Source organism: Pseudomonas haemolytica (genome assembly GCF_009659625.1).
In the GTDB taxonomy this organism is placed as follows: Bacteria; Pseudomonadota; Gammaproteobacteria; order Pseudomonadales; family Pseudomonadaceae; genus Aquipseudomonas; species Aquipseudomonas haemolytica.
Window position 1 is genome coordinate 15,407 of the sequence record NZ_VOIW01000003.1, and the last position, 16,688, is coordinate 32,094.

The 16,688-nt window shown below is 59.7% G+C and carries 15 protein-coding genes; 9 read left to right on the top strand and 6 right to left on the bottom strand.

The genetic code is table 11. The annotated features are described in order from the left end of the window. Nucleotides 1-103: 103 nt before the first annotated feature. The 7 genes from FRT59_RS10435 to FRT59_RS10465 all read left to right on the top strand — a co-directional run bounded on the left by FRT59_RS10435 (nucleotide 104) and on the right by FRT59_RS10465 (nucleotide 7,858). Nucleotides 104-1,762 carry a Na/Pi cotransporter family protein gene (locus FRT59_RS10435; protein ID WP_153837251.1) on the top strand — a complete coding sequence of 553 codons (1,659 nt, stop codon included), beginning with the start codon at nucleotides 104-106 and terminating at the stop codon, nucleotides 1,760-1,762. A gap of 58 nt (nucleotides 1,763-1,820) precedes the next feature. Continuing rightward, nucleotides 1,821-3,206, top strand: coding sequence for a M16 family metallopeptidase (locus FRT59_RS10440; protein ID WP_153871159.1), 1,386 nt, complete (start codon nucleotides 1,821-1,823; stop codon nucleotides 3,204-3,206). A gap of 69 nt (nucleotides 3,207-3,275) precedes the next feature. Beyond that, complete coding sequence (locus FRT59_RS10445; RefSeq protein ID WP_153871160.1) at nucleotides 3,276-4,307, top strand: DUF5924 family protein; 1,032 nt, start codon at nucleotides 3,276-3,278, stop codon at nucleotides 4,305-4,307. 54 nt (nucleotides 4,308-4,361) lie between these two features. Further along, on the top strand, nucleotides 4,362-5,510 hold the full coding sequence (locus FRT59_RS10450; RefSeq protein ID WP_153871161.1) for an MlaE family ABC transporter permease: 1,149 nt from the start codon (nucleotides 4,362-4,364) through the stop codon (nucleotides 5,508-5,510). Beyond that, nucleotides 5,507-6,310, top strand: a complete 804-nt coding sequence (locus FRT59_RS10455) for an ABC transporter ATP-binding protein (protein ID WP_162524786.1) — start codon at nucleotides 5,507-5,509, stop codon at nucleotides 6,308-6,310. The genes FRT59_RS10450 and FRT59_RS10455 overlap by 4 nt, the downstream gene beginning before the upstream one ends. A gap of 1 nt (nucleotide 6,311) precedes the next feature. Next, nucleotides 6,312-7,250, top strand: a complete 939-nt coding sequence (locus FRT59_RS10460) for an MlaD family protein (protein WP_153837255.1) — start codon at nucleotides 6,312-6,314, stop codon at nucleotides 7,248-7,250. Then, the gene (locus FRT59_RS10465; RefSeq protein ID WP_153871162.1) at nucleotides 7,247-7,858 is read left to right on the top strand and encodes an ABC-type transport auxiliary lipoprotein family protein; all 612 of its coding nucleotides are present in this window, start codon (nucleotides 7,247-7,249) and stop codon (nucleotides 7,856-7,858) included. Before FRT59_RS10460 ends, FRT59_RS10465 begins: the two co-directional genes overlap by 4 nt. Before the next feature lie 92 nt (nucleotides 7,859-7,950). On the opposite strand, the gene FRT59_RS10470 is transcribed toward FRT59_RS10465, so the two are convergent. The 5 genes from FRT59_RS10470 to FRT59_RS10490 form a co-directional block, all read right to left on the bottom strand. Continuing rightward, a complete protein-coding gene (locus FRT59_RS10470) occupies nucleotides 7,951-9,180 on the bottom strand; it encodes a nucleoside recognition domain-containing protein (RefSeq protein ID WP_012721536.1) in 1,230 nt (409 codons plus the stop codon). A 98-nt stretch (nucleotides 9,181-9,278) separates the two neighbouring features. Beyond that, entirely contained in the window at nucleotides 9,279-10,610 is a 1,332-nt protein-coding gene (gene gltP, locus FRT59_RS10475; RefSeq protein ID WP_005783475.1) for a glutamate/aspartate:proton symporter GltP, read from the bottom strand. Between the two features lie 715 nt (nucleotides 10,611-11,325). Further along, entirely contained in the window at nucleotides 11,326-11,793 is a 468-nt protein-coding gene (locus FRT59_RS10480; RefSeq protein ID WP_153871163.1) for an inhibitor of vertebrate lysozyme family protein, read from the bottom strand. Between the two features lie 2 nt (nucleotides 11,794-11,795). Beyond that, nucleotides 11,796-11,960, bottom strand: a complete 165-nt coding sequence (locus FRT59_RS10485; RefSeq protein ID WP_003187386.1) for a DUF1328 domain-containing protein — start codon at nucleotides 11,958-11,960, stop codon at nucleotides 11,796-11,798. Between the two features lie 78 nt (nucleotides 11,961-12,038). Beyond that, nucleotides 12,039-12,323: a hypothetical protein gene (locus tag FRT59_RS10490; protein ID WP_153871164.1), complete on the bottom strand. Its 285-nt coding sequence runs from the start codon at nucleotides 12,321-12,323 to the stop codon at nucleotides 12,039-12,041. 391 nt (nucleotides 12,324-12,714) lie between these two features. Here FRT59_RS10490 and algB point away from each other — a divergent pair, with 391 nt between their 5' ends. After that, the gene (gene algB / locus FRT59_RS10495; RefSeq protein WP_153871165.1) at nucleotides 12,715-14,061 is read left to right on the top strand and encodes a sigma-54-dependent response regulator transcription factor AlgB; all 1,347 of its coding nucleotides are present in this window, start codon (nucleotides 12,715-12,717) and stop codon (nucleotides 14,059-14,061) included. Between the two features lie 7 nt (nucleotides 14,062-14,068). Continuing rightward, entirely contained in the window at nucleotides 14,069-15,856 is a 1,788-nt protein-coding gene (locus FRT59_RS10500) for a KinB sensor domain-containing domain (RefSeq protein ID WP_034116662.1), read from the top strand. Nucleotides 15,857-15,888: 32 nt separating this feature from the next. Here FRT59_RS10500 and FRT59_RS10505 read toward each other — a convergent pair whose 3' ends face one another. Then, on the bottom strand, nucleotides 15,889-16,665 hold the full coding sequence (locus FRT59_RS10505) for an N-acetylmuramoyl-L-alanine amidase (RefSeq protein ID WP_153871166.1): 777 nt from the start codon (nucleotides 16,663-16,665) through the stop codon (nucleotides 15,889-15,891). Between the last annotated feature and the right edge of the window lie 23 nt (nucleotides 16,666-16,688).

Sequence of the window (16,688 nt, forward strand, 5' to 3'; positions counted from 1 at the left end):
CGCAGAGCCCATTCGCCAACTACAGCTTAAGTACAAGACGTAGAACGGCACGCGGCAATTCTCATTTGCTCCTGTTGGAGCACACCCAAACGGGGGGCCGAGCATGCTGACCTTGCTCAATCTGCTTTCCGCCGTGACCCTGCTTATCTGGGGCACGCACATTGTCCGTACCGGCATCCTGCGGGTCTACGGCTCCAACTTGCGCCAAGTCATCGGGCAGAACATGTCCAAGCGCTGGCTGGCCTTTGTCGCCGGGATTCTGGTGACAGCCATGGTGCAAAGCAGCAACGCTACCGCGATGCTGGTGACGTCCTTTGTCGGCCAAGGGCTGATGAGCCTCACGCCTGCCTTGGCCACCATGCTCGGCGCCGACGTCGGTACCGCGTTGATGGCGCGCGTACTGACCTTCGACCTGTCCTGGCTATCGCCGCTGCTGATCTTTCTCGGGGTGATTTTCTTCCTCTCGCGCAAACAGACACGGGCAGGGCAGTTGGGCCGGGTCGGTATCGGCCTAGGGCTGATCATCCTCGCGCTGCAATTGATCGTCGAAGCCGCCGGCCCCATTACCCATGCCCAAGGCGTCAAAGTCATCTTCGCCTCGCTGACCGGCGATATCTTGCTGGACGCCTTGGTCGGCGCGCTGTTCGCGATGATTTCCTACTCCAGCCTTGCAGCGGTGTTGCTCACGGCAACCCTGGCCGGCGCTGGCGTGATCGGTTTGCATGTGGCAATCGGCCTGGTGATCGGCGCCAACATCGGCAGCGGTGTACTCGCGTTCCTCAGCACCAGCATGCAGAACACCGCCGGGCGCCAGGTGGCCCTGGGCAGCCTGCTGTACAAATTGATCGGCCTGCTGCTGATCATTCCAGTGCTTGACCCACTCGTACTCTGGATGGACGGCCTGGACTACAGCGCCCAAGGCATGGTCATCACCTTCCACCTGCTCTACAACGTCACGCGTTGCTTGATTCTGCTGCCGACCATTGGCCCTATGGCGCGGCTATGCGCCTGGCTGCTGCCCGAGCGCGAAGAAACCAATGGCAAGGCCAAACCGCGCCATCTTGACCTGGCCGCGCTCACCACGCCGAGCCTGGCCCTGGCCAACGCCGCGCGGGAAACCCTGCGCCTGGGCGACCTGATCGACAATATGCTCACTTCGATGCAAGAGGTCCTGCGCGGCAATCAAACCGCGATCACCCAGCAAATGCGCAGCCTCAGCGATGACGTCGAGGCGCTCTACAGCGCGATCAAGCTCTACCTGGCGCAAATGCCCCGTGAAGACCTGAGTGAACAAGACAGCCGCCGCTGGGCAGAAATCATCGAGCTGTCGATCAACCTGAAACTGGCGGGCGACCTGATCGAACGCATGCTGCGCAAGGTCCAGCAGCAGAAAACCTCGCAGCGCCGGCAGTTCTCCGAAGTGGGCCTGGAAGAGCTCAGCGGCCTGCACAGCCAGTTGATCGCCAACCTGCGCCTGGGTCTGTCGGTGTTTCTCAGCGGTGATGCGGAAAGCGCCCGCCAATTGCTGCGTGAAAAACGCCGCTTTCGCGCCCAGGAACGTCGCCTGGCCCACGCCCATGTCAGCCGCCTGCAACGCAAGATTGTGCAGAGCCTGGAAACCAGCTCATTGCACTTGGAGCTGATTGCCGACATGAAACGCTTGAACTCGTTGTTTTGCAGCAGTGCTTATGTAGTGTTGGAAACGTCCGACACCGGCGCACTCTCCGCCGAAGATATTGCCGACATCACCCATTCGCCCTGAACGTACGACGGCGAGTGAAGTCAGTTAACAATGGACCTCATTCGCCAGGAAGCTTGTTATGCGTCGCCTGTTACTCGCCTGCCTGCTCCTAGGCTCGGCACACACATTCGCCTTTGACCGCCTGCAAGTCGAGGGCTACACCTTGCCCAACGGCCTGCAACTGCTGCTCAAGCCGGGCACCGAACGCGGGCACGTAGCCATTCGCCTGGTGGTGGGCGTGGGCCTGGATGATTTCGGTTGTGAAGACAAAGAGCTGCCGCACCTGCTTGAACACCTGCTGTTCAGCGGCATCGACGGCGGAGGGGAAGGTGACCTGGAAGACCGCATGCAAGCCCTGGGCGGCGAGTGGAACGCCTATACCAGCAACGCCGACACCACCTTCGTGATCGAGGCCCCCGCGCAAAACCAGCGCAAGGTGCTGGACCTGCTGCTGGCTATCCTCACCCGTACGCAACTGACCGACGCCCATATCAACGCCGCCAAGCAGGTGGTCGAGCGTGAAGACGGCGGCCATTACTCCCATTTGCAACGCCTGCTGGACCGCCAGGACCTCGGCCACAACGCCAGCAACCAATTGGCTGTCGAACTGGGCCTCAAATGCACCGAACGCGCCGAGGCCAATCACCTGACCCGCGATCAGCTGGAAGGGGTGCGCAAGCACTGGTACGCACCGAACAACATGACCTTGATCATCGTTGGCGACCTCGACAAATTGCTGCCCGCCTATCTGGAACGCACCTTCGGCCAACTCGACCCTGTGGAACCCAGCGAACATCGGCCGCTCCCGGAGATCCAGCACACCGCCGCCAGCCACCGCGACCTGATCCGCGGCTGGGTCGGCGACGGCGCCAAGCTGCACTGGCTGTTCCCCGAGCCGGTGCTGGACGACCAGCATGATGAAACCTACGACCTGCTAAAGGATTACCTCGACTGGGCGCTGTACCGGCAACTACGCCTCAAGCACGGTTTGTCCTACGGCCCGTGGACTGAACGCGAAGTGCTCGGCGGCGTCGGTTTCCTGAGCCTGAATGCCGACCTCGAACGGGAAAATGTCCCTGAGGCCGAACAGGTTCTGCAAGACCTCAAGGCAAAACTGCTCAAGGACGGGCTGGACCCAACGGTATTCGCCCGCCTGCAACAAGCCGCCATTGCCCGTCAAGCCTGGGCCGTTCAGGGCAACAGTGCGTTGGCGGACTATTATTGGAGTGCCTCAGGCGACTACGCCGATGGTCATTTCAGTGACCCGGTCAAACGCATCAAAGCCGTGAGCTTGGCGCAAACCAACCAGGCCCTGCGTGAGGTGTTTAAACACTCGGGTTACTGGCGCATCGAAAAGCCGCTGCTTAGCTATGACGCGCTGACCTGGATCGGCGCGGGCGTGCTTGGCCTGATCGCCATAGTGTTGATCGCCGTTCGGCGTTATCGCCAACGGATCGTGGAATGAGGCACCGGACCCAGGGCTAAGACGTTATTCTGTCTGGGATTTTTTCCTACAAAGACTGCGAACCGCCGAATGCCTAACCTGACCCACTTAATCCAGCGCATCCTCGAACTGATGAAGCGCTACCCAGGGGTGATAGCACTCGGCGGTTTCATCTCGGGTGTGGGCAGCTTCATCCTCGTGGACCGCCAGCAGGGCATGGCCAGTTGGATCGCGGTGATCATGCTCGTGAGTTGGCTGTGGCTGATGCTGGAGAACAGCTTCACCCAGCTGTTCACCAAGGTCTTCAAGCGCGAAATCCCTGAACCGCTGCTGCGCTACGCCACCCAGATGATCCACCAGGAAAGTCTGTTTTTCGTCTTGCCATTCTTTTTCGTTACCACGGCCTGGAACAGCGGCCAATCGCTGTTCACCGGCCTGCTCGGCGCGGCGGCGCTGGTGTCGATCATCGACCCGCTGTACTACAAGTGGCTGGCACCCAAGCGCTCGCTGTTCCTGGCCCTGCACACCCTGACTTTGTTTGCCGCGTTGCTCACCGCGCTGCCGATCATCCTGCACCTGACCACTGCCCAGAGCTACAAACTGGCGCTCGGCGTTGCCATGGTTCTGTCGATCCCAAGCCTGGCCGTCAGCCTGCCGCTGCGCAGCCTCAAAGGCTGGGCAATGCTACTGGGAGTCACCGTCGCCATCGGCTGCGCCGGCTGGTTCCTGCGCAGTTGGGTACCACCCGCCACCCTGTGGATGACCGAAGTGGCGATCAGCACCCAGCTACAAGACCGCACACCGGGCGATGACCTCAAGGAAGTCACCGCCGACCAGTTGCGCAGCGGTGGGCTGTACGCCTACACCGCGATCAACGCCCCGCGTGGGTTGGATGAGCGGATCTACCATGTGTGGAAATTCAACGGCCAGGAAGTCGACCGCATTGCCCTGGATATCCATGGTGGGCGCAAGGAGGGCTACCGCGCCTGGACCCACAAGCAGAACTTCCCGGGTGACGCCGTGGGGCGCTGGCAAGTGCAGGTACTTACCGAAGACGGGCAAGTCATCGGCGTATTGCGCTTCAAGGTGATAGACGCAGCACAAGCGGACAACCCAAAGTAGGCCCGTTCGTGCTATTACGTAGGAACTGTGGATAGCCAAACAAGCTCGGAGCTTATGACCACTCGCACGACGGCCGGCGCGGCCCATCTTGATACGTCCAGCACCCCACCGTTGCTGCGGATTACCGGCGACTGGACGCTTGCCCACTACGCCAATCTGAAGAAGCTGTCGGGCACACTCGACGGCCAATACGACGCTGGCGCCCGTATTGACCTCAACGGCCTTGGCGCTCTGGATACCGCCGGTGCCTCGCTGCTGGTGGAACTGCTGGGCCCCGAGCGCATCGAGCACTCCGCCGAGCAGACCGATTGCAGCCTGCCAGCCGCCGACCGCGCACTGCTCAAGACCGTCTACCGCTCCCTGAATGATTTCTGCGTGCCGATCAAAGAGCCAGAAGAGGCCGTCGGCATTCAGGTGATGGCACGCATCGGCCGCGCCGTGGACACCGTTTGGCAAGACGCCATGAAGCTGTTGGGCTTTATCGGCCTGATCCTCGAAACCTTCGCCCGTGGCGTACTGCGCCCCAAGCGCTGGCGCCTGACGCCCATGGTCGCGCATATCGAACAGACTGGCCTCGACGCAGCGCCTATCGTCGCCTTGCTGACCTTCCTGGTCGGCGCGGTAGTGGCGTTTCTCGGCGCTACGGTACTCAAGAGTTTCGGCGCGACGATTTTTACCGTGGACCTGGTGGCGTTCTCCTTCCTGCGAGAGTTCGGTGTATTGCTCACCGCGATCCTGATCGCCGGCCGAACCGCCAGTGCGTTCACCGCACAAATCGGTTCAATGAAAGCCAATGAAGAAATCGACGCCATCCGTACCCTGGGCCTGGACCCCATGGAGCTGTTGGTATTGCCGCGGGTTCTGGCGCTGCTGGTGGCGCTGCCAATGCTGACCTTCCTGGCGATGCTCTCGGGGATTGTCGGGGGTGGCGTGGTGTGCGCCGTGGCGCTGGATATTTCACCGGCGATGTTCCTCTCGCTGCTGCAATCGGACATTGGCGTGCAGCATTTTCTGGTGGGCATGGTGAAAGCGCCGATCTTCGCTTTCCTGATCGCGGCCATTGGCTGCCTGGAAGGCTTCAAGGTCAGCGGCAGCGCCGAGTCAGTGGGCGCGCATACCACCTCCAGCGTGGTGCAATCGATTTTTGTGGTGATCGTACTGGATGCGGTCGCCGCGATGTTTTTCATGGAGATGGGCTGGTGAGTCGTCTACACCGTACGCCCACTGAGGCGGTGATTGAAGTACGCGGCCTGTGCAACCGCTTTGGCAGCCAGAGCGTGCACGAGAACCTCGACCTGGATTTGTACAAGGGCGAAATCCTGGCAGTGGTCGGCGGCTCCGGCAGCGGTAAGTCCGTGCTGCTGCGCAGCATCGTCGGCCTGCGTCGCCCAAGCGAAGGTGAAGTGCGGGTATTTGGCAAGAACCTGCCGAGCCTGCCTGAGCATGAACGCTCGCTGGTGGAGCGGCGCTTTGGCGTGCTGTTCCAGAAGGGCGCGCTGTTTTCCTCGCTGACCGTCACCGAGAATGTCGCCCTGCCATTGATTGAACACGCGGGCCTCAGCCGCGCCGACGCCGAGCACTTGGCGGCGGTCAAGCTGGCCCTGGCAGGGCTGCCGCTGTCGGCGGCCGACAAATACCCGGCCTCATTGTCCGGCGGCATGGTCAAGCGTGCGGCATTGGCCCGTGCGCTGGCATTGGACCCGGATATCCTATTCCTCGACGAACCCACCGCCGGCCTCGACCCGATTGGCGCGGCGCAGTTCGACCAATTGATCCTGACCCTGCGCGATGCGTTGGGTTTGAGTGTGTTCCTGGTCACCCATGACCTCGACACGCTGTACACCATCACCGACCGCGTGGCGGTGCTGGCGCAAAAGAAAGTACTGGTGGCCGACGCCATCGATGTCGTCTCGGAAACGGACGACCCCTGGATTCATGAATATTTCCACGGCCCCCGGGGCCGCGCGGCATTGGATGCCGCTCAATCGCTCAACGAGGTATGACATGGAAACCCGAGCCCATCATGTGATGATCGGACTGTTCAGCGTAATCGTGGTGGTCGGCGCAATGCTGTTCGGCCTATGGCTGGCCAAGTCCAGCGTCGACAGCGCCTTCCGGGATTACGAGGTGGTGTTCAACGAGGCGGTCAGCGGCCTGTCCCAGGGCAGCTCGGTGCAGTACAGCGGGATCAAGGTGGGTGACGTCACCAGCCTGCGCCTGGACCCCAGCGACCCACGTCGCGTCCTCGCACGCATCCGCCTGGCCGGGCAGACGCCGATCAAGGAGGACACCCAAGCCAAGCTGGCGCTGACCGGCATCACCGGCACCTCGATCATCCAGCTCAGTGGCGGCACCCCACAGAGCCCGGAGCTCAAGGGCAAGAACGGTAACCTGCCGGAAATCATCGCGTCGCCATCGCCCATCGCACGACTGCTCAATAACAGCAACGACCTGATGACCAGCATCAACCTGCTGCTGCACAACGCCAACCACATGTTCTCCCGGGAAAACGTCGAACGCCTGAGCAACACCTTGGACAACTTGCAGCAAACCACTGGCGCCATCGCCGAGCAACGTGGCGATATCAAGGTGGTGATGCAGCAACTGATGCAGGTGAGCAAACAGGCCGGCGCCGCGCTCGAGCAAACCACCGTGCTGATGCGCAGCGCCAATGGCTTGCTCAATGAGCAAGGCAAGCAAGCCTTCGGCAGCGCCGAGCAGGCGATGAAATCCCTGGAACAAAGCACCGCCACGATCAACACCTTGCTGACCAACAATCAGGATTCGGTGAACAGCGGCATGCAGGGCCTCAACGAACTGGCGCCAGCGGTGCGCGAGCTGCGTGAAACCCTCGGCTCGCTGCGCGCCATCTCCCGCCGCCTGGAAGCCAACCCCAGCGGTTACCTGCTGGGCAGCGACAAGAACAAGGAGTTCACGCCATGAAGCGTGCTTACCAAATGATCGCCCCTGTGGCTCTGGCACTGGTCAGTGCGTGTTCAATCCTGCCCAAGCCGGACCCATCGGACGTGTACCGCCTGGTATCTGCCCAGCCCATCACTCAAGGCGCACCGGTAAGTTGGTCATTGCGGGTGAGCAAACCCCAGACCAGCGAGTTTCTCGACAGCCCACGCATTGCCGTGGTGCCGCACGGTAATTTGATCAGCAGCTATGCAAGCTCACGCTGGAGCGATCCAACCCCAGTGCTGCTACGCAATCGGTTTATAGACGGCTTCCAGCGCGATGGTCGGGTGACGCTGCTGAGTACCGATGAGACCAATCTGCAAGCCGACTATGAGCTGGGCGGGCAGTTGCAGGCGTTTCAGAGTGAGTATCGTGGCACCGCGGTGGAAGTAGTGATTCGCCTCGACGCACGGCTGGTGCGCGGGAGTGATCAGCGGATTATTGCCAGCCGGCGGTTTGAGGTCAGGCAGCCGGTGAGCGACACCAAAGTGCCGGCGGTGGTGGAAGGATTTGGGCAGGCAGGGGATCAGTTGAATAAGCAGGTGGTGGATTGGGTGGTGGCGCAGGGCAACACTGCCTCTAAACACTGATGGCCTCATCGGGAGCAAGCCCCCTCCCACATTTGACTGTGTTCACAAATCAAAATGTGAGAGGGGGCTTGCTCCCGATAGCAATCAAAGCCTCAACCAAAAAACCAGTAGCACACCGAAATAGCCGCAACGACACCGGCAAACTCCGCCAGCAATGCACAGCCAACGGCATGCCGCGCGCGCTGGATACCTACCGAACCGAAGTACACCGCCAACACATAGAACGTGGTCTCGGTACTGCCCTGAATCGTAGCCGCCACCAACGCCGGGAAGCTGTCCACCCCCTGGGTCTGCATGGTCTCGATCAGCATCGCCCGCGCCGCACTCCCTGAGAACGGCTTGACCATCGCAGTCGGCAGCGCGTCGACAAAACGCGTGTCCATACCGGTCCAGGCCACCACATGGCGAATTCCTTCCAGACCGAAGTCCAAGGCACCCGAGGCGCGCAACACGCCAACGGCACACAGCATCGCGACCAGATAGGGCAACAGGTTCTTGGCAACGTCGAAGCCTTCCTTGGCGCCTTCGACAAAGGCCTCATACACCTTGACCTTGCGCAAGGCACCGATCACCAAGAACAACATGATCAAGCCAAACAGCGTGAGGTTACCCAGTATCGACGACAAACCGGCCAGCGCCGTGGCCGAGAGTGTCGCCAGCAGCGCCATGAAGCCACCCAGCACCAACGCGCCAGGGATCAGATAGGCCAGCACCACCGGGTCCCACAGCCGCAGGCGCTGCATCACTGCCACCGACAGCAGGCCCACCAGGGTCGAAGCGCTGGTAGCCAGCAGGATCGGCAGGAACACCAGGGTCGGGTCGGCAGCGCCTTGCTGGGCGCGGTACATGAAGATGGTCACCGGCAACAGCGTCAGCGAGGACGCATTGAGCACCAGGAACAGAATCTGCGCGTTGCTCGCCGTATTGGGGATGGGGTTGAGTTCCTGCAGCGCTTTCATGGCTTTCAGGCCAATGGGCGTGGCGGCGTTGTCCAGGCCCAGGCCGTTGGCGGCGAAGTTGAGGGTGATCAAGCCGATGGCGGGGTGGCCGGCGGGCACTTCCGGCATCAGGCGGCGAAACAGCGGGCCAAGGGCCTTGGCCAGCCAATCGACGATGCCGGCTTTTTCGGCAATACGCAAAAAGCCCAGCCATAAGGTCAGGGTACCGAACAGCAGCACCATCACTTCCACCGACAATTTGGCCATGGCGAAAATGCTTTCCACCATCGCTGCGAAAATCCCGGCGTTACCGCCCACCAGCCATTGCGCCAGTGCTGACACCATTGCCACGACAAAGAAGCCAAGCCACAGGCCATTGAGCATCAGTTAAATCCCCCGAAAGATGGGGCGAATGATAACGGGGCTGGCAGAAACGACAAACCCCGGAATTATCCGGGGTTTGCGTCAGCGCAATCGTGGCATCAGCCGCGAGTAGTCTCGCCGGCCGGCAGGGCTTCCTTGCTGCGCCAGTGCGGCAGGGAGTTCCAGTAGCGTTCGCCCTTCGCGTCGTCGTACATACCTTCCCAACGGGAGATAACCAGCACGGCCAAGGCGTTGCCGATCACGTTCAGCGCGGTACGTGCCATGTCCATCACACGGTCCACACCGGCGATAAATGCCAAGCCTTCCAGCGGGATGCCTACGCTGCCCAAGGTGGCCAGCAGTACCACGAAGGACACACCTGGCACGCCTGCGATGCCTTTGGAGGTAACCATCAGGGTCAGTACCAGCATCAGTTGCTGGCCGATCGACAGATCGATGCCATACAGCTGGGCGATAAAGATCGCGGCGATGCTCTGGTACAGGGTCGAACCGTCGAGGTTGAATGAGTAACCGGTCGGCACCACGAAGCTGCAGATCGCCTTCGGCGCGCCGTAGGCTTCCATCTTCTCGATCACACGTGGCAGCACGGTTTCGGAACTGGCAGTGGAGTAAGCCAGCACCAGCTCATCCTTGAAGATGCGCATCACTTTCAGGATCGAGAAGCCGAACAGGCGGGCGATCAAGCCCAGAACCGCAAAGGCGAAGAACAGGATCGCGACGTAAACCAGGATAACCAGCTTGGCCAGCGGCAGCAGGGAGGCAAAACCGAAGTTGGCGACGGTTACCGCGATCAGGGCAAACACGCCGATAGGGGCGTACTTCATGATCATGTGGGTAACTTTGAACATGCTTTCGGACACGCCCTGGAACATCGTCACCAAGGGCTCGCGCAGCTCTGGCTTGAGGCTCGACAAGCCCAGGCCGAACAACACGGAGAAGAAGATGATCGGCAGCATCTCGCCACGGGCAACCGCCGCGAAGATGTTCGATGGGATCAGGTTGAGGATGGTCTCGATGAAGGCATGTTCATGCTGCACCTCGGCGGCAGTCGCCTGGTACTTGGAGATATCGACGGTACCCAGGGTACTCATGTCGATGCCAGCGCCCGGGTGGAACAGGTTGGCCAGCAATAGGCCGACCACAATGGCGATGGTGGTGACCACTTCGAAGTAAAGAATGGTTTTGACACCGATGCGACCGAGTTTTTTCGCATCACCTACCCCGGCAATGCCGACGATCAGCGAGGAAATCACAATCGGGATCACGATCATCTTGATCAGGCGGATAAAGATATCGCCTGCCGGCTGCAACACATTGCTGATCCACCAGGCCTTTTCAGCACTGAAATGGTTGAGCACTGCACCGATTGCGATCCCCAGTACCAAACCGATGAGGATCTGCCAGGCGAGGCTTAGCTTTGCCTTCTTCATGTCATTACCCTTACTTCAAGTGGACTTAAGGCAAATGCGCCAGCTGGAACGCTCGAAAGCGAAAAAGTGTGTGCATCTGCCTCCATGGAAGGTCACCGCAGCGTGGCCGAAATGGCTTACTGGCAGGCGAAAAAAGGCGCAACTATTCCCATGCAAGGGAGCGACGTCTAATGCCGTAAACGCCTACCCTATGCCGAATCGGCATGGCTTTTTTTGAAAATAATTGTCCGAATGGTCAGTTCGAATACGCCATTCAGGCGGGTGAATATGCCGTGAAGCTGCCAAATCAGGCTCGCTCAGAGATGCTGGACGACGTCAGGTGATTGGCAGAAATGCTTGATAAATCCATTACCTAGCGTCAGAAATGTCCTATGGCGCGGACTAAAATTTCTCGATAGATGGTCGCGTCGACATACCCAGTAATGGTTGGCGAGAGGCAAAAAGCAAAATTTCGGCTATGGACAGCATCAGAAGCGGGGAATGAGAGTCATAAGCCCGCCGCAAGTTCAGCAAGCTTGAGAACTTGTGAACTTGCGTCGCAGCTTTTCGCCTGACCCGGCCCTTTCGCAGGTACTCCCTGTACCCGTAGGTCACGCCGATCTAAATCGATCAGAGCAACCCGGCCCCCTGGTCATGCACCGCCCTTGGCGAGCGATGCAAACAGAAAGAAGCGAGGCGGCTTCTTTCTATGGACGCCGGCTCCGTCAAACGGAACCTAGTACCAATTCGGGTCGTTCTTGAGCTGCTCCATCAGCAGCTTTTGCATGCCTTCATCCGGCTTACCGAGAAAACGGTAATCGGCGTGCCGCGTCGGGGACTTGTCTGCTGGCAATCCAGCTGGGACTTCAACCAACATGGCATAGGCATCTTCCTTGTCGAAGCTGAAGGCAACGATCAGGCGCTTGTTCAGGCACGTATCTGCAGTTTCGCAAAGTGGCCCCACCAGATACTTGTCACCATCCTCTTCGACGGCATTCATTTGCTCGGCCGTACCCGACAGGTTGATCACCCAGTCCGGCAGGCGCTCTTCTTTCTTGACCACGCCTTGCCAGGTTTCACGGTACTGCGGATCCGCGCTGAGCAATTCGTTGGCTCGGGATTGGCCGTCGTTGGCGGCCATCGCCAGGCCGCTGCCGCCCAAGAGCAGGGCGGCAGCAATAGCTTTAAAAGGCAAAGTGGTCATATTCAGCCTCGGCCTTTACGACCAAAGAAGAACGAAGCAATAAACATCACCAGGAAGACCACAAAGAGAATCTTGGCGATACCCGTAGCGGTACCCGCGATACCACCGAAGCCCAGGACTGCAGCCACAATGGCGATGATCAGAAATGTGATTGCCCAACTCAACATGGTGATTCTCCTTACGCTTTTATAGGGGTAACAGCGGTAGTGCCATGCAGTCGCTCGACACGAGCGACCTTTTCGTGCCTAGAACACCCAGCGCTCTTGAACCGGCAGTTCGTCCAGGGTGGAATCCTGGTCAACCAGGCTCAATTGCGGGGCAGTCACATCGGCGCTGACGCTGCCAATGGAACGGAAATGGGTCTGGGTCATGACCGGACGCTCAAATTGCGGGGCTGGCTGCGGACTCTGCTGCCAATGATGCATCTGCTGACCGGCAATCAACGTGACCATCAAGGCCAGGCTGGCAAACAGTCCCTGCTGCACACGCAGCGGCGATACACATAGTTGGCTGAGGCTTTGGCGAGTCATGCTGCTTTTCTCCCGCATTCTGATTATTCGTTCATGACACTCTTGGGAGAGATATTGCAGAGTGCGTGCCAGCTTTATTTCAAAATAAAACTCAATAAAATCAAGTGGTTATATGATGGCAATGGATATGCCACCTAGCATCCTGCACGATGCCCCTGTGGCACCCGTGCGAAATGCACGATGGTCAGTGGTCGGATCAAGGGATCGAAAGCTCACACTGGGTTGACGAAGTAGCAAGAGAACATGAAAACGCCATCAGCTGGCGTGATGTAGGAGGGTATGCAGATACCTGCACGACGATGCCTTTTATGAATCAGAATAAACCATGCAACTTGCCCGATTATTCCGGGACTAAACACCATCACATTTATTGTTAAGGAGCGCGGGACAGATGGATTCAGCCAAGGAGCTACAAGGCCGCATTCTTTTAGTGGATGACGAATCCGCGATCCTCCGCACCTTCCGTTATTGCCTGGAAGATGAGGGCTACACCGTAGCCACCGCCAACAGCGCCGCCCAGGCCGATGCCCTGATGCAGCGCCAGGTGTTCGACTTGTGCTTCCTCGACTTGCGCCTGGGCGAGGACAACGGCCTGGATGTATTGGCCCAGATGCGTGTCCAGGCGCCCTGGATGCGCGTGGTGATTGTCACCGCCCATTCCGCCGTGGACACAGCCGTGGACGCGATCCAGGCCGGTGCCGCCGACTATCTGGTCAAACCCTGCAGTCCGGACCAATTGCGCCTGGCCACGGCCAAGCAATTGGAAGTGCGCCAGCTGTCGGCGCGTCTGGAAGCCTTGGAAGGTGAAGTACGCAAGCCCAAGGATGGGCTCGACTCCCACAGCCCGTCGATGATGGTTGTATTGGAAACTGCCCGGCAGGTAGCCGGGACCGATGCCAACATCTTGATCCTCGGCGAGTCCGGCACGGGTAAAGGTGAGCTAGCCCGGGCCATCCACGGCTGGAGCAAACGTTCGAAAAAGTCCTGTGTGACCATCAACTGCCCGTCGCTGACCGCCGAACTGATGGAGAGCGAACTGTTCGGCCACAGCCGCGGCGCGTTCACCGGCGCCAGTGAAAGCACGCTGGGCCGAGTTAACCAGGCGGACGGCGGTACGTTGTTTCTTGACGAAATCGGCGACTTTCCCCTCACCTTGCAGCCAAAACTGCTGCGGTTCATCCAGGACAAGGAATATGAGCGGGTGGGCGACCCAGTCACCCGCCGCGCAGATGTGCGTATTCTCGCGGCCACCAACCTGAACCTGGAAGACATGGTGCGCGATGGCCGCTTCCGTGAAGACTTGCTGTACCGTCTCAACGTCATCACCTTGCACCTGCCGCCGCTGCGCGAACGCAGTGAAGACATACTGACCCTGGCCGACCGCTTCCTGGCACGTTTCGTCAAGGAATACGCCCGACCTGCTCGCGGCTTCAGTGCTGATGCCCGAGAAGCAATGCTCAACTATCGCTGGCCTGGCAATATCCGCGAGCTACGTAACGTAGTTGAGCGCGCCAGTATCATTTGCCCGCAGGAGAAGGTGGAGATCAGCCACCTGGGGATGGCCGAGCAACCGGCCAACAATGCACCCCGTATCGGCGCAGCACTGAGCCTGGACGAGCTGGAGAAAGCCCATATCGGCGCCGTACTGGCTACCAGTGACACCTTGGACCAGGCAGCCCGCACCCTCGGCATCGACGCGTCGACCCTGTACCGCAAACGCAAACAGTACAACCTATGAGCACCTTATGAAGCTCGCGATGAAACTGCGCACTCGGTTGTTCCTGAGTATTTCAGCGCTGATCACCGTTGCCTTGCTGGGGTTGATCCTGGGCTTGGTCAGCGTCATGCAAATGGCAAAGACCCAGGAATCGTTGATCCGCAGCAATTTCATCACCCTGGACCTGGGCCTGAAGTTGCGTCAAAGCCTGGGCGACCAGTTGATCATGATGCTGGAGAATCGACCCGACCCCGATGCCTTGCGAGCCTCCACGCAGCACTATTTCGAGCTGCTGGACCAAGGCATCGCCCACGAGCAGCTCGACGGTAAAAGCCATGGTTTCAGCCAGGCACGCTCCGATTACCAGAACCTGCTTGAGGCATTTGAACAATCTCAAAAGGCAACACCGCTCGCAGGCAGCAAGGACAAGCTCACCGAAACCTTCAATGTGCTGCGCAACGGCCTGATCGCCGATCACAAGCAGGCCCTGGAAAACATCAGCACCAGCGAGCATAAGTCTCGTGAGCGCGCGCTGTTGATTGCCGGCCTCCTCGGGCTGGTAGGGTTGGCGGTGCTGATCATCGGCTTCATCACGGCCCATGGCATCGCCCGGCGTTTCGGCGGGCCAATCGAAGCGCTGGCCAAGGCCGCCGATAAGATCGGGCAAGGCGATTTCGAAGTCACGCTGCCTATCTCTTCAGCAGCGGAGATGAATCAGTTGACTCGCCGTTTCGGCATCATGGCCGAAGCGTTGCGCCAACATCAGGCCACCAATGTCGATGAATTGCTGGCAGGCCAACAGCGCCTGCAAGCGGTGCTCGACAGCATCGATGACGGCCTGTTGATGATTGATCGCCAAGGCTGCCTGGAGCACCTTAACCCTGTTGCGCAGCGCCAACTGGGCTGGGACGAGGATCGCCTCGGCCAAGGCCTGGGCGAAGCTCTGGGTCGTGCGGAAATGGATGAACAACTGCAACTGGTGCTGCGCGGCGGCAACCTGGAGCGGGCACCGGATGACCTGGAGGTGGAAGTCGAGGGCGAACTGCGCCTGCTCACCTACAGCCTGACCCCTGTCAGCCACACACAGGGGCATATCCTTGGCGCGGTTATGGTGTTGCATGACGTCACCGAACAACGCGCCTTCGAGCGGGTGCGTAGCGAGTTCGTGTTGCGCGCCTCCCATGAACTGCGTACGCCAGTGACTGGCATGCACATGGCCTTCGGCCTGTTTCGCGAACGAGCCAAGTTCCCGGCAGATTCCCGGGAAGCGGACTTGCTGGATACGGTCAATGAAGAGATGCAGCGCTTGATGCAATTGATCAACGACCTGCTCAATTTCTCGCGCTACCAGAACGGCTTGCAAAAACTTACCTTGGCAGCGTGCGACGTCACCGACTTGCTGGAACACGCTCGTGCGCGGTTCACCGAGCTGGCGAACGCGCAACACATTGAATTACTGGTAGAAGCCCAGCCTGAATTGCCACGGCTTTATGCCGACCAGGTGCAACTGGAGCGTGTGCTCGACAACCTGCTCGGCAATGCCCTGCGCCACACCGCCGAAGGTGGGCAGATTCGCCTGCAGGCTCGTCGTCATGGCGAGCGAGTGATTATCAGCGTCGAGGATAACGGCGAAGGCATTGCCTATGGTCAGCAAGGGCGAATTTTCGAACCCTTTGTGCAGGTGGGTCGCAAGAAGGGCGGTGCGGGCCTGGGGCTGGCACTGTGCAAGGAGATCGTGCAATTGCACGGCGGCCGCATGGGCGTGTATTCACGGCCTGGGCAGGGGACGCAGTTCTATATGGCATTGCCCCTGTAGGAGCGAGCCTGCTCGCTCCTACATTTACACACTCAGCGTTGGTTCAAGGTCCGCAGGATCGCAGCACTTTCAGCATCCGGGGTGCCGTCAAACAACGATGGGCGGAAGCGCATCTGGAACGCGGCGATTACGTGTCGCGTGGCCACATCCAACTCACCGGTCTGCGGCGTCTGGTAGCCCAGGCGAGCCAGTTCTTCCTGGAACCAGGTGATGCTTGGCAGCTGCGCAGCGTACTGCACCTGGAATCGTGCTACCGCCTGGGCATCCGGCCAAACGCCTAAACCTTCTGCGGCCAAGCGCTTCCAAGGGAACAACGGGCCGGGGTCGAGCTTTCGCAGTGGGGCGATGTCGCTATGACCGATGATGTTCTTGGCATCGATGCCATTGCGCTTGCTGATGTCCTTGAGCAGCACTATCAGTGATTTCACCTGCGCTTCTGAATACGGGTACCACACCCGCCCCGTCGGCGTATCGCTGAACCCTGGGTTGACGATCTCAATGCCGATGGAGCTGGAGTTGAGCCAGGTGCGGCCCATCCATTCGCTTTCCCCGGCGTGCCAGGCGCGTTGGCTTTCATCCACCAGCTTGTAGATGGTGCCTGAGGCATCGTCGCCAATCAGGTAGTGGCTGCTGACTTGGCCATGGGTCAACAACGCCAGGGAGCGTTCGAGGTTGGTTGAGGTGTAATGCACGACAACGAACTGCACACGGTTGTCGTGGTTCACCGAAGGGTGGCTGGTATCCAGGCGCGGGCCGCTGGCGCAAGCGGTAAGCAGGAGAAACACAAAAGCGGTATATAAAAATTTCATGGCGGGAAGCATTACACTGAAGG

Coding starts and splice junctions, on each gene's coding strand:
- FRT59_RS10435 (WP_153837251.1), top strand. CDS start 104: ATGCTGACCTTGCTCAATCTGCTTTCCGCCGTGACCCTGCTTATCTGG.
- FRT59_RS10440 (WP_153871159.1), top strand. CDS start 1,821: ATGCGTCGCCTGTTACTCGCCTGCCTGCTCCTAGGCTCGGCACACACA.
- FRT59_RS10445 (WP_153871160.1), top strand. CDS start 3,276: ATGCCTAACCTGACCCACTTAATCCAGCGCATCCTCGAACTGATGAAG.
- FRT59_RS10450 (WP_153871161.1), top strand. CDS start 4,362: ATGACCACTCGCACGACGGCCGGCGCGGCCCATCTTGATACGTCCAGC.
- FRT59_RS10460 (WP_153837255.1), top strand. CDS start 6,312: ATGGAAACCCGAGCCCATCATGTGATGATCGGACTGTTCAGCGTAATC.
- FRT59_RS10465 (WP_153871162.1), top strand. CDS start 7,247: ATGAAGCGTGCTTACCAAATGATCGCCCCTGTGGCTCTGGCACTGGTC.
- FRT59_RS10470 (WP_012721536.1), bottom strand. CDS start 9,180: ATGCTCAATGGCCTGTGGCTTGGCTTCTTTGTCGTGGCAATGGTGTCA.
- gltP (WP_005783475.1), bottom strand. CDS start 10,610: ATGAAGAAGGCAAAGCTAAGCCTCGCCTGGCAGATCCTCATCGGTTTG.
- FRT59_RS10480 (WP_153871163.1), bottom strand. CDS start 11,793: ATGACCACTTTGCCTTTTAAAGCTATTGCTGCCGCCCTGCTCTTGGGC.
- FRT59_RS10485 (WP_003187386.1), bottom strand. CDS start 11,960: ATGTTGAGTTGGGCAATCACATTTCTGATCATCGCCATTGTGGCTGCA.
- FRT59_RS10490 (WP_153871164.1), bottom strand. CDS start 12,323: ATGACTCGCCAAAGCCTCAGCCAACTATGTGTATCGCCGCTGCGTGTG.
- algB (WP_153871165.1), top strand. CDS start 12,715: ATGGATTCAGCCAAGGAGCTACAAGGCCGCATTCTTTTAGTGGATGAC.
- FRT59_RS10500 (WP_034116662.1), top strand. CDS start 14,069: ATGAAGCTCGCGATGAAACTGCGCACTCGGTTGTTCCTGAGTATTTCA.
- FRT59_RS10505 (WP_153871166.1), bottom strand. CDS start 16,665: ATGAAATTTTTATATACCGCTTTTGTGTTTCTCCTGCTTACCGCTTGC.